Source organism: Streptomyces axinellae, assembly GCF_039532135.1.
Lineage (GTDB): Bacteria > Actinomycetota > Actinomycetes > Streptomycetales > Streptomycetaceae > Streptomyces > Streptomyces axinellae.
This window is the reverse complement of the sequence record NZ_BAAARJ010000022.1, coordinates 1-14019: the sequence shown is the minus strand read 5'-3', so window position 1 is coordinate 14019 and position 14019 is coordinate 1. Positions and strand designations below refer to the sequence as shown.

7 protein-coding genes and 1 pseudogene are annotated in these 14019 nt (G+C 73.3%); 7 read left to right on the top strand and 1 reads right to left on the bottom strand.

Going from position 1 to position 14019, the window contains the following annotated elements; genetic code table 11:
• Positions 1–2: 2 nt before the first annotated feature.
• From ABD339_RS27780 to sucD, 5 genes are all read left to right on the top strand, one after another.
• Positions 3–1109: an ATP-binding protein gene (locus ABD339_RS27780; RefSeq protein ID WP_344569825.1), complete on the top strand. Its 1107-nt coding sequence runs from the start codon at positions 3–5 to the stop codon at positions 1107–1109.
• Complete coding sequence (locus tag ABD339_RS27775) at positions 1106–4054, top strand: DUF5682 family protein (protein WP_344569823.1); 2949 nt, start codon at positions 1106–1108, stop codon at positions 4052–4054. Before ABD339_RS27780 ends, ABD339_RS27775 begins: the two co-directional genes overlap by 4 nt.
• A gap of 490 nt (positions 4055–4544) precedes the next feature.
• Entirely contained in the window at positions 4545–5708 is a 1164-nt protein-coding gene (locus tag ABD339_RS27770; protein WP_344569981.1) for a vWA domain-containing protein, read from the top strand.
• Between the two features lie 261 nt (positions 5709–5969).
• The gene (sucC, locus tag ABD339_RS27765; protein ID WP_344569822.1) at positions 5970–7142 is read left to right on the top strand and encodes an ADP-forming succinate--CoA ligase subunit beta; all 1173 of its coding nucleotides are present in this window, start codon (positions 5970–5972) and stop codon (positions 7140–7142) included.
• Between the two features lie 35 nt (positions 7143–7177).
• The gene (gene sucD / locus ABD339_RS27760; protein ID WP_344569820.1) at positions 7178–8062 is read left to right on the top strand and encodes a succinate--CoA ligase subunit alpha; all 885 of its coding nucleotides are present in this window, start codon (positions 7178–7180) and stop codon (positions 8060–8062) included.
• A 97-nt stretch (positions 8063–8159) separates the two neighbouring features.
• On the opposite strand, the gene ABD339_RS27755 is transcribed toward sucD, so the two are convergent.
• Positions 8160–10352, bottom strand: coding sequence for a sigma factor-like helix-turn-helix DNA-binding protein (locus ABD339_RS27755; protein ID WP_344569819.1), 2193 nt, complete (start codon positions 10350–10352; stop codon positions 8160–8162).
• A gap of 583 nt (positions 10353–10935) precedes the next feature.
• On the opposite strand from ABD339_RS27755, the gene ABD339_RS27750 reads away from it, so the two are divergent.
• Positions 10936–13608 (top strand): cell division protein PerM, encoded by a 2673-nt coding sequence (locus tag ABD339_RS27750; protein ID WP_344569817.1) that lies wholly within the window; start codon positions 10936–10938, stop codon positions 13606–13608.
• A gap of 103 nt (positions 13609–13711) precedes the next feature.
• Positions 13712–14019: pseudogene (locus tag ABD339_RS27745) on the top strand (IS1380 family transposase); the annotation flags it as partial.

Sequence of the window (14019 nt, the reverse complement as noted above, 5' to 3'; positions counted from 1 at the left end):
TTGTGAACGAGAGCCCGACGATCGATCCGGCCGCCGCACTGCGACCGCACGCCGAGGACGCCTTCGCCGACGAGCTGAAACTGCTGGCCGAGGCGGACGACCGGCCCCGGCCCGAGCGCTGGCGGCTCTCGCCCTGGGCGGTGGCGACGTATCTGCTGGGCGGACAGCTGCCGGGCGGCCAGATCATCTCGCCCAAGTACGTCGGGCCGCGCCGCATCGTCGAGGTCGCCGTCAGCACGCTCGCCACCGACCGGGCGCTCCTGCTGCTCGGGGTGCCCGGCACGGCCAAGACATGGGTGTCCGAGCACTTGGCCGCGGCCATCAGCGGAGACTCGACGCTGCTGGTCCAGGGCACGGCGGGCACGCCGGAAGAGTCCATCAGGTACGGGTGGAACTACGCGGAGTTGCTCGCCCACGGCCCCAGCCGCGCGGCACTGGTGCCCAGCCCGGTCATGCGTGCGATGGCGGAGGGGCGGACGGCACGCGTCGAGGAGCTGACCCGTATCCCCGCCGATGTGCAGGACACGCTGATCACCGTCCTGTCGGAGAAGACGCTCCCCCTCCCCGAGCTGGGCGAGGAGGTGCAGGCCGTCCGCGGCTTCAACCTGATCGCGACGGCCAACGACCGGGACCGCGGGGTCAACGAGCTGTCGAGCGCCCTGCGCCGCCGGTTCAACACGGTGGTGCTGCCGCTGCCGGAGACGGCGGAGGCCGAGGTCGAGATCGTCGCGCGCCGCGTCGGGCAGCTCGGCCGTTCGCTCGACCTGCCACCGGCCCCCGAGGGGTTCGACGAGATCCGCCGGGTGGTCACCGTCTTCCGCGAGCTGCGCGACGGTGTCACCCACGACGGCCGTACCAAGCTCAAGTCCCCCTCGGGCACCCTCTCCACGGCCGAAGCCATCTCCGTGGTCACGGGAGGGCTCGCGCTGGCCGCGCACTTCGGGGACGGGGTGCTGCGTGCGGGCGATGTGGCGGCGGGAATCCTCGGCGCCGTCGTCCGCGACCCCTCCTCGGACAGGGTGGTCTGGCAGGAGTATCTGGAGGCCGTCGTGCGCGAGCGCGAGGGCTGGAAGGACTTCTACCGGGCCTGTCGGGAGGTGTCCGGATGAGGACGGCGCGCGGGCCGCTGCTCATGGGCGTGCGGCACCACGGTCCGGGCTCGGCCCGCGCGGTCCGCGCCACACTGGAGTCCTACGCACCCCGCATCGTGCTGATCGAGGGCCCGTCGGAGGCCGATGCGGTGGCCGCCCTCGCGGCGGACGAGGGCATGGTCCCGCCGGTAGCACTGCTGGCGCACGCGGTGAACGAGCCGGGACGGGCCGCGTTCTGGCCGCTCGCCGAGTTCTCGCCGGAGTGGGTGGCGCTCCGCTGGGCGGCGGAGCGCGGCGTCCCCGTCCGCTTCATCGACCTGCCCGCCGCACACTCCCTGGCACTGTCCGAGGGGGAAGAAGAAGGGGAGAGCGAAGGGGAGGACGAAGAGGAGAAGGGGAGGGGACAGAAAGAGACCATCGGCCCGGCCGACAGGGCGAAGAGGGCCGGGGACGAGCCCGGGCCGGGTGAGACGGGGGAGAAGACGGTCCCCGACGGCGCCGACGGGGGTGGTGCCGTCGGGGACACCGACACAGAAGAGAAAAGGGACGCAGAAGAAGAGGAAAGGGGCGCGGGGCCGGCCCGTACGGGCGGGGACGCGGCGGCACCCGGAACGGCGACCGACACCGCTGCCGCTGCCACCACCGGTAGCGAGGACGGCGACGATGACGGTACGGCGCCGGGCGATGCCGGTACGGCGTCCGGCGGAGAGGGTGCGGCAACCGGTGAAGACGGTGCGGCGCCCGGTGGAGCCCGCGGAGACGGTGGCATACGGCTCGATCCGGTGGCGGCGCTCGCCGAGGCCGCCGGATACGACGATCCGGAGCGCTGGTGGGAGGACGCCGTCGAGCACCGAGGGGGCAGCGGAGGCGGCGGCCAGGGGACAGCCGCCGACCCGTACGAGCCGTTCGCCGCGCTGGGTGAGGCCATGGCCGAGCTGCGGGCCCGGCACGGCGACGGCGGTCACCGGAGGGACCTGATCCGCGAGGCCCATATGCGGCTGCGACTGCGCGAGGCGCGCAAGGAGTTCGGCGACGCGGCCACGGCAGTGATCTGCGGCGCCTGGCACGTGCCCGCGCTCACCGCGCCGACGACGGCGACGGCCGACCGGCGGATGCTCAAGGGCCTGCCCAAGGTGAAAGCCGAGGTCACCTGGGTGCCGTGGACCCACCGCAGACTGGCGCGCCGGTCGGGGTACGGCGCGGGCATCGCCTCACCCGGGTGGTACGGGCACTTGTTCGCCGCGCCGGACAAGCCCGTGGCGCGCTGGCTGGTCAAGGTCGCCGGGCTGCTGCGCGACCAGGACTACGCCGTCTCCTCGGCGCACGTCATCGAGGCCGTACGGCTGGCGGAGACCTTGGCGGTGATGCGAGGCCGCCCGCTGGCCGGGCTCACGGAGACGACCGACGCCGCCCGCGCCGTGCTGTGCGACGGCTCGGACGTGCCGATGGGGCTGATACACGACCAGTTGACCGTCGGGGACGTGCTGGGCGAAGTACCGGAAGGCGCACCGGCCGTGCCCCTCCACCGGGATCTGGCACGCGAACAGCGCTCGGTGCGGCTCAAACCGGCGCCCGAAGAGCGGGAGTTGGACCTCGACCTGCGCAAGCAGACGGACTCGGCCCGCAGCAGACTCCTGCACCGGCTGCGGCTGCTCGGCATCGGCTGGGGCGAGCCGTCGGCCGGCCCGACGGGCAGCACCGGCACGTTCCGGGAGAGCTGGCGGCTGTGCTGGCAGCCGGAGCTGGCGGTCCGCGTGGCCGAGGCGGGGGTATGGGGCACGACCGTGTACGAGGCGGCGACGGTCAAGGCGCGCGCTGCGGTGGCGGAGGTGAGCGGCGCGCCACTCACCGAGGTCACCGCCCTGGCCGAGCGGTGTCTGCTCGCCGAACTGCCGGACGCGCTCCCCGTGGTGATGCGGGTGCTCGCCGACCGTGCCGCGCTGGAGGCGGATGTCGGCCATCTCGCCCAGGCCCTCCCCGCGCTGGTGCGCACGGTGCGCTACGGGGATGTGCGCGGTACGGACGCGGGGGTGCTCGTCGGGGTGGCCGGGGGCATGGCCGAGCGGGTATGTGTGGGCCTCCCGCCTGCCTGCGCCCGACTCGACGCGGACGGCGCCCGCGAGATGCGCGGACATCTGGACGCCGCACACCACGCGGTGAACCTCCTCGCCAGGGATATCAGGGATATCCGGGACGCCCCGGACGCCGGTGGCCCCCAGAGCCCCCCGGACGAGCACCCGGCGCCGACGGCTCCCGACGCGGCCAAGACTCCCAGGGCGGCGACGGCTCCCGCAGCGCCGCCGGAACGCGTGGACGGGGCCGCGCTGTTGGAGAGCTGGCGGGGCGTGCTGCGGACGCTCGCGATACGGGACCGCATCCCCGGTCTCATCCGGGGCCGCTGCACCCGACTGCTGCTGGACGACGGCCAGTTGGCGGACGAGGAGGCGGCCCGGCTGATGAGCCTCGCCCTCTCGCCGGGGACCCCGCCCGCCGACGCGGCGGCGTGGATCGAGGGCTTCCTCGCGGGCGGCGGCATGCTGCTCGTCCACGATGAACGGCTGCTGGCGCTGGTGGACAGCTGGCTGACCGGGGTGTCAGGGGAGGCGTTCACGGACGTACTGCCGCTGCTGCGGCGGACGTTCGCCGAGTACGAGACGGGAGTGCGCCGCTCCCTGGGCGAGTTGGTACGCCGTGGCCCCGGCGCCACGGCGGGCAGCGGCCCCGGCGCGGGTCCGCGTGGTGGGGCAGGGGCGGTGTCCCTGCCGGGCTTCGGCCCCGGACTGGACGCGGACCGGGCCGACGCGGTGCTGACGACGGTGAGCCTGCTACTGGGCGGTCCGGCCCGTGCCGCCCACCCACCCGGGGCCACCGCCCCGGCCCCGGCCGGGACGGCGGGCGGGGGCGGGCCGGCGAGCCCGGTCGGGCGGGACAAGGGGAGGAGGCGCGCGTATGACCGCGGATGAGGGCAGGCCGGGGAGGAGCGGGCGGACAGGCCGCTTGGTGAACGCGGCAGGGGAGAGCCCGCAGCCGCCCGAGATGACCGCCGCCCCCATGGGACCACCCACCGGCTCCGTGGGACGGCCGCCGGAGCGGCGGCGCGAGGAGCCGGGCCCCGAACGGAGGCCGGTCCAGGAGCACGAGCCGGACAGGGGGCGGGAGCCGGTCCAGGGGCAGGGGCGGGCCAGGGAGCCGGAGGCGGAAGCGGTGTCGGCCCCGGAGCCGGGCCCGGAGCCGGGCCCGGAGCCGGAACCGGTATCAGGCCGGGGACTGGGCCCGGACGGCGCGGGGGCGCGGGAGCCGACCCCGGAACGCGCGCCGGGCCGAGCCTCCGGCCCAGGCCCAGGCCCAGGCCCCGACCCCGACCCCGGCTCGGGCCTCGACCCAGGCCCCGACCCCGACCCCGGCCCCCGTCCGGACGAAGGCCGGGAGGCGGAGCGGGTCCGGCGTTGGCGGATGGTGCTGGGCGGCGGCGAGGCGGACGGCACCGGCTGTGCCCTCGGGCCCGGCGACAGCGGTATGGACCGCACGCTCGAAGCCGTCTACGGCACGCGCGCCACCGGCCCGGGCCCCGGTGCAGTCACCGGCACGGGCGGCGGAGCCCGGGGCGGCGGGCTCGGCGCCTCCGCGCCGCACGTCGCCCGCTGGCTGGGCGACATCCGCACCTACTTCCCCAGCTCCGTCGTGCAGGTCATGCAGCGGGACGCCATCGACCGGCTCGGGCTCGCCTCGCTGCTGCTGGAGCCGGAGACGCTGGCGGCCGTCGAGCCGGACGTCCACCTCGTCGGCACCCTGCTGTCGCTGAACAAGGCGATGCCCGAGACCAGCAGGCAGACGGCTCGCGTGGTGGTCGGCAAGGTCGTCGCCGAGCTGGAGCGGCGGCTGGCCGCGCGGACACGTTCGACGCTCACGGGGGCGCTCGACCGGTCCGCGAAGGCCAGCCGTCCCCGGCACCGCGACATCGACTGGAACCGCACCATCCGGGCCAACCTCAAGAACTACCTGCCCGAGCACGGCACGCTCGTGCCCGAGCGGCTGGTGGGCCATGGCCGGGCCGCGCGGTCCGTGAAGAAGGACGTCGTGCTGTGCGTGGACCAGTCGGGGTCGATGGCGTCCTCGGTCGTCTACGCCTCCGTGTTCGGCGCCGTACTCGCCTCCATGCGGACCCTGGAGACCCGCATGGTCGTCTTCGACACCGACGTGGTGGATCTGACGGACGCCCTCGACGACCCGGTCGATGTCCTCTTCGGCACCCAGCTGGGCGGCGGCACCGACATCAACCGCGCGCTGGCCTACTGCCAGTCGCGCATCAGCCGCCCGGCGGAGACCGTCCTCGTCCTGATCAGCGATCTGTACGAGGGCGGGATACGTGAGGAGATGCTCAAGCTGGTCGCGGCCATGAAGGCCGCAGGGGTGCGGTTCGTCACGCTGCTCGCCCTCTCGGACGAGGGGGCCCCGTCCTACGACCGGGAGCACGCGGCGGCCCTGGCCGCACTGGGCACCCCCGCCTTCGCCTGCACCCCCGACCTGTTTCCGGAGGTGATGGCGGCGGCGATAGAAGGGCGTCCGCCTCCGGTTCCGGCGCAGCTCTCGAACGGGATCCCGGCGGGACCGCCGTGACCGGGGCCGGGACAGCGACCGACAGTGACCAGCACCGGCCCACAGCGGCCAACGGTGGCCGACAGCGGCCCATGGCAGCCAGCGGTGGCCGCCGCTTGTGACCGTTGTCACCGCTCAGGTGTGAGCTGCGATTTAGGCAGCGCACGTACGCGGAGCTAACCTGCAAGGCGGACATGCCGCGCGCTCCGTGGACGCCGCGGCCCTGCGGCACGCCCACGCTGACATCGACCGCGAGACCACTGATTAAGGGGACGGACGCGCGTGGACCTGTTCGAGTACCAGGCGAGGGACATCTTCGCCAAGCATGACGTACCGGTGCTGGCCGGTGAAGTCATCGAGACGCCTGAGTCGGCGCGCGAGGTGACCGAGCGGCTCGGCGGCCGGGCGGTCGTCAAGGCGCAGGTCAAGACCGGCGGCCGGGGCAAGGCCGGTGGCGTCAAGCTGGCCTCCGACCCGGCGGACGCGGTGGAGAAGGCCGGCCAGATTCTGGGCATGGACATCAAGGGCCACACGGTCCACAAGGTGATGCTGGCCCAGACCGCCGACATCGCGGAGGAGTACTACGTCTCCTTCCTCCTCGACCGCACCAACCGCACCTTCCTGGCCATGGCCTCCGTCGAGGGCGGTGTCGAGATCGAGGAGGTCGCGGCCACCAAGCCCGAGGCGCTGGCCAAGATCCCGGTCGATGCCATCGAGGGTGTCACCGAGACGAAGGCCCGGGAGATCGCGGAGGCCGCCAAGTTCCCGGCCGAGCTGATCGACCAGGTCGCCAACGTCCTGGTCAAGCTGTGGGACGTCTTCATCAAGGAGGACGCCCTCCTGGTCGAGGTGAACCCGCTGGTCAAGACCGCCGATGGCAAGGTCATCGCGCTGGACGGCAAGGTCTCGCTCGACGAGAACGCCGACTTCCGGCAGCCCGACCACGAGGCGCTCGAGGACAAGGCGGCGGCCAACCCGCTGGAGGCCGCGGCCAAGGCCAAGGGCCTCAACTACGTCAAGCTCGACGGCCAGGTCGGCATCATCGGCAACGGCGCGGGCCTGGTCATGTCCACCCTCGACGTGGTGGCCTACGCGGGCGAGAAGCACAGCAACGTCAAGCCCGCCAACTTCCTCGACATCGGCGGCGGCGCGTCCGCCGAGGTCATGGCCAACGGCCTGGAGATCATTCTCGGGGACCCGGACGTCAAGTCCGTCTTCGTGAACGTCTTCGGCGGCATCACCGCCTGTGACGCGGTCGCCAACGGCATCGTTCAGGCGCTGGAGCTGCTCAAGTCCAAGGGCGAGGACGTCAACAAGCCGCTGGTCGTGCGCCTCGACGGCAACAACGCCGAGCTGGGCCGCAAGATCCTGACCGACGCCGACCACCCGCTGGTGCAGCAGGTGGACACGATGGACGGGGCGGCCGACAAGGCCGCCGAGCTGGCTGCCAAGTAAGCCCGGACGAGACCGAACGAGGACACCGACACACCATGGCTATCTTCCTCACCAAGGAGAGCAAGGTCATCGTCCAGGGGATGACCGGCTCGGAGGGCCAGAAGCACACCAAGCGCATGCTGGCCTCCGGGACCAACATCGTCGGCGGCGTGAACCCGCGCAAGGCGGGCACGACCGTTGACTTCGACGGCACCGAGGTACCCGTCTTCGGCGGCGTCAAGGAGGCGATGGAGAAGACCGGTGCGGACGTCACCGTCATCTTCGTCCCGCCGAAGTTCAGCAAGGACGCCGTCGTCGAGGCGATCGACGCGGGCATCGGCCTGGCCGTCGTGATCACCGAGGGCATCGCCGTCCACGACACCGCCTACTTCTGGGACTACGCCTCCCAGAAGGACAACAAGACGCGGATCGTCGGCCCGAACTGCCCGGGTCTGATCACCCCCGGCCAGTCGAACGCGGGCATCATCCCGGCCGACATCACCAAGCCGGGCCGCATCGGCCTGGTCTCGAAGTCGGGCACGCTGACGTACCAGATGATGTACGAGCTGCGCGACATCGGCTTCTCCACCTGCGTCGGCATCGGCGGTGACCCGGTCATCGGCACCACGCACATCGACGCACTCAAGGCGTTCGAGGCCGACCCCGACACCGACCTGATCGTGATGATCGGCGAGATCGGCGGCGACGCCGAGGAGCGCGCGGCGGACTTCATCAAGGAGAACGTGACCAAGCCGGTCGTCGGCTACGTCGCGGGCTTCACCGCGCCCGAGGGCAAGACCATGGGCCACGCCGGCGCCATCGTCTCCGGCTCCTCCGGCACCGCGCAGGCCAAGAAGGAGGCCCTGGAGGCCGCGGGCGTGAAGGTCGGCAAGACCCCGTCCGAGACCGCGCGCCTGGCGCGCGAGCGCCTCAACGGCTGACCGTTCGACGGCTGACTGCTCAGCGGTCGGCGGCTCGACGGCCGGTTGCCCCGCAGCCGACCGCCTGATCGTCGGCTGCTCAACGGCTGACCGCCGCTCAGCCCCCGCGCGGGGGCTGGGCCGAGCGTGCTGACGGGCCCGCATCCCCCAGGGGTGCGGGCCCGTCAGCTGTCGGCACCCGCTCCTGGCCCGCCGCTCCGGCCGCTCCCGCCGCTCCCGCCGCGCCCGCCGATTGAGGGGAGCCGCCCCCGGAGGACGAGCCCCCCGGGCCGCTCCCGACACCTCCGTTCCCGCTTCCGGTTCCGGTTCCGCTTCCGCTTCCGGTGGACGAGCCGTACCCCGGCCCTGCCTGCCCCGCCGGACTCGGCTGCTCCGCCGGACCCGCCTGAGTCGGCCGCGCCGGCTGCCCGCCGCCGCTCTTCTCCCCGCTCTCCTCCCCGCTCTTCGTGAAGTCCTCCAGGCGCACGCGCGCGTTGGTGGAGCGCAGTTGCGGCAGATAGGCGTGGGGGACCGGCTCGGCGGGGCCGGGCAGCGGGCGGCCGGAGCGCGGCGGCAAGGGAACCGGGGGAGCCTGACCCGGCGCCGGACCGCCGGGCAGGGCGCGGTCGGACGTCGGCGCGGAGGCCGAGCCGCCCGGCAGCGGCCCGGCGGGAGTGCCGTCGCCGGGCGCCGATTCCGGCAGGAAGACACTGTGCGGGTATGGCCACTCGGCCGGATCCCGGGAAGCGCCGTCGCTGTCGGTCGTGAGCAGGGTGAAGACCGTCGCGCCGGTCACCGCCGCGGTCAGGCAGACGGAGGCCAGCGTCCAGCGCCGCGTCGTGAACTCGCTGCCCCGCCGCACCAGACGGGACGGCAGGGGACGCACCGGCTGCGCCGCGGCCAGCTCCCGCAGCCGCCGCCCGACGAACGCGGACCGCTCCCGCTCCGGCGTCGCGCCCAGCTCCGCCCAGTCGCCCGCGAGCGTGGCCCGCGCACGGCTGATCCGGGCCGCCGCCGCTCCCGTGCTGGCCTCCGTCTCCGCCGCCGTCTCCGGCAGGCTCAGCCCGAGACCGTCGAACAGCAGCAGCGCCGCGCGATAGAGACGCGGCAGCCGCAAGAACGCCTCCAGCAGCGCCCTGTCCTCGGGCGGCCCCGGATACGCCTCGGGACGCCGGTGCCAAGGGTGGAACTGGTGCCAGGGCGAGAGCGCGTACTCGTATGCCGTCGCCCGCACCCAGCCCGCCGGGTCGCTGCTGTCCATGACCTCGGGCCAGCGCTGCCACGCCTGGTGAAACGCCCAGGCCACCGCCCGCCGAGCCACCCGGCGATGCCCGCACAGCAAGAACGCCTGCCGCGTCAGGGCCCGCGCCTGCCGTACGTAGAGCTGATCGAACGCGGCGACGGGGTCACCTGGCAACGGCTCCGGCACGGCTGTCCGCACGAAGTCGTCCTCCGGCCCCCGCACGGAGCGCTCCGCGTTCCGCGGCTGCCGTACGTCGCGTGACGGAGGCGCCGCCTGCGGTACGGGGACGGACACGGGTGCCCGCACGACCGACACCACCCGCACCTCGGAGCGCGGCGCCGGAGCGGAGGGGCCGACGGACGACCGCGCACCGACGTCCGCCGCGTTCGCGGTCTCCGCCCCGTCCGTGGTCTCCGCCGGGGCCGCGCGCTCGGCCGCGTTCGCCGTCGCCGCTGTGTCCGCGGTCTCCGCCGGGGCCGTGGTCTCCGCCCTGGTCTCCGTCGCGTTCGCGGCGTCTGTGGTGGCGGGGAGGTCGGGGGGCTCGGCCGGGCCTGCGGTGTCTGGAGAGTCTGGGGAGTCGAGGGAGTCTGGAGTGTCTTTCGCGGCCTCTGGGGTGTCAGCGGTCCCTGAAGAGTCAGCGGTCTCAGGGGCTTTGGTGGCGCCCGTGGAGTCTGCGGTGTCCGGGGTCTTCGGAGTGTCGGGGGCACCCAGGGCGTCCGGGGTGGCTGTGGGCTCGGGGGCGGCGGCGTTCGTGGTGGTATCGGGAGGGGCCGGGTGGGCGGTCTTCTCCGGGGCCCCGCCGGTCTCCTCGGTGTCTTCCGCTTGCCCTGCTTCCGCTGCTCCCTCTGCTTTTCCCCTCCCCTTCGCTGCCTGCGTCTCCTCCGCTTCTGCTACGTCCTCTGCCGCGCCTTCGGCCCCGCCCTCGGTCCCGCTACCGACCTCGGTGACGGCCTTCGGGGCAGCCTCGGCGGGAGCTTGCAGCTCGTCCCTGGCCCCGGCCCCGTCCTGGTCCTCGCCCCCGGCCTTGGGTGACGGGCCGTCATCCCCGGTCGGGTTCGCTCCCGCCACCGACACAGGTTCCGACACGGGCTCCGATACAGGCTGCGACATAGATTCCGATACGGGCTGCGGCATGGGTTCCGGCGCGGGCTCCGCGTCCGTCGTCGGCGCCGGGGCGGCATCGGGCTGCGGTTCCGTTCCGGCGGCGCACTCCGGCTCGGTGTCCGTCGCCGCCGCAGCCCTGGGCTGCGGCTCACTCGCCGTGGGAGAACTCGCCGTGGGAGAGCTCGTCCTCTTCCGGGGAGCGGGTTTCTTGGCGGCGGGCTTCCGTTGGGGCGCCCCCGCGCCCCCTTTCGCCGGGTTCGGCGCCGACGCGTCCGTGCTCTTCACCGGACGCTTCCGGGCCGGCCTGCGCCTCTTCCTCGCCGGGGAGCCGCCATCGGGCGTGGACGGGGCGTCAGTCTTGTCCGGACCGGCGCCCGTTGCCGCACCCGAGGAATCGGAAGGAAAGTGCATAACGTATAGCTTGTGCGACACAGCGATAAATTGCCCGCTACTAGGGCAAAACGGGTGTTCTTGGCAGCATGACGGCGTGAGCCAATTGACGCACCGCAGCCCGTCGTTGTCCTCAAGCCGCGAACGCCCTCGGCCCGTGCCCCTCACCAGCGGCTGGCTGGTGGGTGGCGCGGTGGCCGCCGTGCTCGGTCTCGCCGGGTTCGCCGTGGTCGTCCTGCTGCTGTGGACCGTCTCGCCGTACCCGGACGGCGGTGCGGACGGCGCGTTGCAGACGGCCGCCGATCTCTGGCTGCTGGCGCACGGCGTGCAGCTCGTACGCCAGGAGACGCTGTCCGGCGTGCCCGCACCCGTGGGGGTGACGCCGCTGATGCTGACAGTCGTACCCGTCTGGCTGCTGTGGCGCGCCACCCGGGAGGGGCTGGACGCCCGGCTGGAGGCGGGCAGCGGACACGGCACGCTGACCGTCGTCGGATGGGTCTGCGGCGGCTATCTGTTCGTCGGCACGGCCGCCGCCGTGTACACCGTGGGTGGCCCGCTCCAGGTGGACGCGTGGGGCGCGGTGTGGCGCCTGCCCCTGAGCGTCGCCTCCGTCGCCTGCGTGTGCGCGGTGTTCGGGCAGAGCCGCTCGCCGCACTCGACCTGGTCGGCGCTCTCCGCCCGGCTGCGCGGGGTGCTCGCGCCAGGCGGCACCCTCGACGTGCCGCGAGCGCTGCGCGTCCTGCGCGTTCTCCGCGTCCTGCGCCTCCTGCGTGTCCTCCGTGCTCTGCGCGGCCTGCACATTCAGCGCGTGCAGCGTGTTCTGACGCGCGACTGCGTCACTGTCGCGGCGCAGGCCGCCACCGCCGCGACGGTGGTCCTGTGCGGTGGGGGAGCGGTGCTGCTGACGGGCGCGGTGCTCTGGCACATCAGTGCCGTGTGGGACGCCTTCCCGCAGCTCACCGCCAGCGCGTCCGGGCAGTTCGCGCTGCTGGTGCTCTCGGTGGCGCTGCTGCCGAACGCCGTGGTGTGGGCCATGGCCTACGGTCTCGGCCCGGGGTTCTCCCTCGGCGCCGGAAGCCTGGTGGGCCCGGCCGCCGCCTCCGGATACCCACACCTGCCGCCGCTTCCACTGCTCGCCGCCGTACCGGAGGAGGGAACAGGCGGGGCCCTGGAATGGTGTCTCGCGGGAGTGGTCCCGCTGCTGGGCGGGCTGATGTGCGGCTGGTGGGCCGGTCGCTCAGCGGCGGCCGTCGGCCCCCTCACCTCCCACGGGCCGGACGCCGCGTCGCCCTCCTCCACACCGGATGCCGCATCGCCTTCCCGCGCACCGGATAGTGCGCTGCCTTCCCGCGCACCGGATGCCGCGACTTTCTCCCTCGCACCGGATGCCGCGAGTTCCCCCGTCGCACCGGATGCCGGGAGATTTCCGTACGGCCCTTCCGACGCGGACACCGGTCGTGCCGGAGCGGGCTGGCGGGCCGTCATGGTGATGGTGCCGCTCGCCGTCGTGTTGTGCGCCACCGTCGTGGCGCTGCTCACCGCGTGTGCGGGCGGCGCGCTCGGCAGCGGGAACCTGGCCCACCTCGGACCGCGTTGGTGGCAGACGGGCGGCGCCACCTGCGCCTGGATGCTCGTTGTCGGCCTCCCCACCGGATTGTGGGTGCGCTGGTGGACCGTGCTGAACGCCCAGCGCACGGCGGCGGCGGCCCAGCAGGAGGCGGAGATCGCCACCCTCGCGCTGGTGCACGGCCCCGACGAGAACTGGCACACGGACGCGGTACGGCGGGTGCGCTGGTCCGCCATGAAGAAGGCATCGGGCGGACTGATGGCCGCCTTCGAGCCGCGAGACCCGAGGGACAGCGGCTTCTTCGCCCCTGACGACGGCTCCCTTCACGTCGGGGAGTACGACGGCTCCGACGCGACGGGTGAACCCTCCGGTCAGGGCGGTCAGTCCGGTCAGGGGGACCTCGTCGGGCCCGGCACCATGGATGCGGCCACGCGCCCCGACGCCGCCCCTGCGAGTTCGGGCGCCGTCGCCACGGAGGAGGCGAGTACCCCGGACGACATTGGCGCCCCGGACGCCCCCGTTACCCCAGACGCCTCCACCACCCCGGAAGGCCCCGCTGTCCCGGACACCGCGGACGCCCCCACTGCCTCGGGTGAGGTTGCCGTCCTGGAAGCCCCCGCCACCCCGGACACATCAGGCGCCCCGGACAACGCCGGTATCCCGGACAACGCCGGTGACCCGGGGTCCTCCGGCGGCTCGGACACCGTCAGCCCGTCCGGCACCGGCACGCCGGACGTCCCCCGCACTCCGGATGACCCCAGCATCCCGGGCTTCCCCGGCGTTCTGGGCGGTTCGTGTGGCGACGACTCGCCGTCTCCCTCCGAGTTCGCCGTCACTCCGGACGCCGAGGATCCCTCGATGTCCCACTCGCAGCCCCGGACTCCTGAGATTCCAGATGTCCCCGAGACCACGGAGAGTCCCGAGAGCCCCGAGGCGACAGCCGGGCCCACCGGGCCCACCGGGCCCACCGGGCCCACCGGGCCCACCCCCACCGGGCCCACCGGGCCCATTGAGTTCATCGAGCCCGTTGAGCCAGTCGAGCCCGTCGAGAGTGGCGAGGGTCCCACGCCGCCCCAGCCTCCCGAGCCCCTCACGAGCACCGAAGTCCCGGGAGCCGACGGAAGCCCCAGGGCGCCCGAGCACGACTCCGAGCACTGCGAGGATCCGAAGGCACCCGGGCCGGAGGCGAGCCCCGAGGCCCTCAAGACGGGCGAGGGCGACCCCCTGCCCTGTGCCGGACTAAGCCTTGATCCACCGACGTGATACGTGTGGATAACTTTCATGGAAATGAGGAAGTGCCTTGTGACCTGCGATGATGGGAGTTCTTCAGGCTTCCAGCACGCACGATCGGCAAGGCACTTCCGAAATGCAATCTTCCCACACGCCAGCGGCGGTCTCCGCTGCCTTCGATGACCCGAATCTGATCGCGCAGGCCGGGCTGGTCCCGGTGATGCGGCTGGCCGGGCGGTGTGGTCTGCCACGACCGGTCGTCGAGAACGTGAAGCTGACCGGGGCGAGGAACAGCGCGGGTGCGGCGGCTGATGCCAAGGTCACCAGCATCGTGGGTGGCATGGTCGCGGGCGCGGACAGCATCGACGACCTGGCCGTTCTGCGGCACGGCGCGATGCCGGCCCTGTTCGGCGGCGTCCGCGCCCCATCCACGCCGGGCACGTT

Excerpts from the sequence above, each read along its gene's own strand:
- ABD339_RS27775 (WP_344569823.1), top strand. The coding sequence starts at position 1,106 with ATGAGGACGGCGCGCGGGCCGCTGCTCATGGGCGTGCGGCACCACGGT.
- ABD339_RS27770 (WP_344569981.1), top strand. The coding sequence starts at position 4,545 with ATGGTGCTGGGCGGCGGCGAGGCGGACGGCACCGGCTGTGCCCTCGGG.
- sucD (WP_344569820.1), top strand. The coding sequence starts at position 7,178 with ATGGCTATCTTCCTCACCAAGGAGAGCAAGGTCATCGTCCAGGGGATG.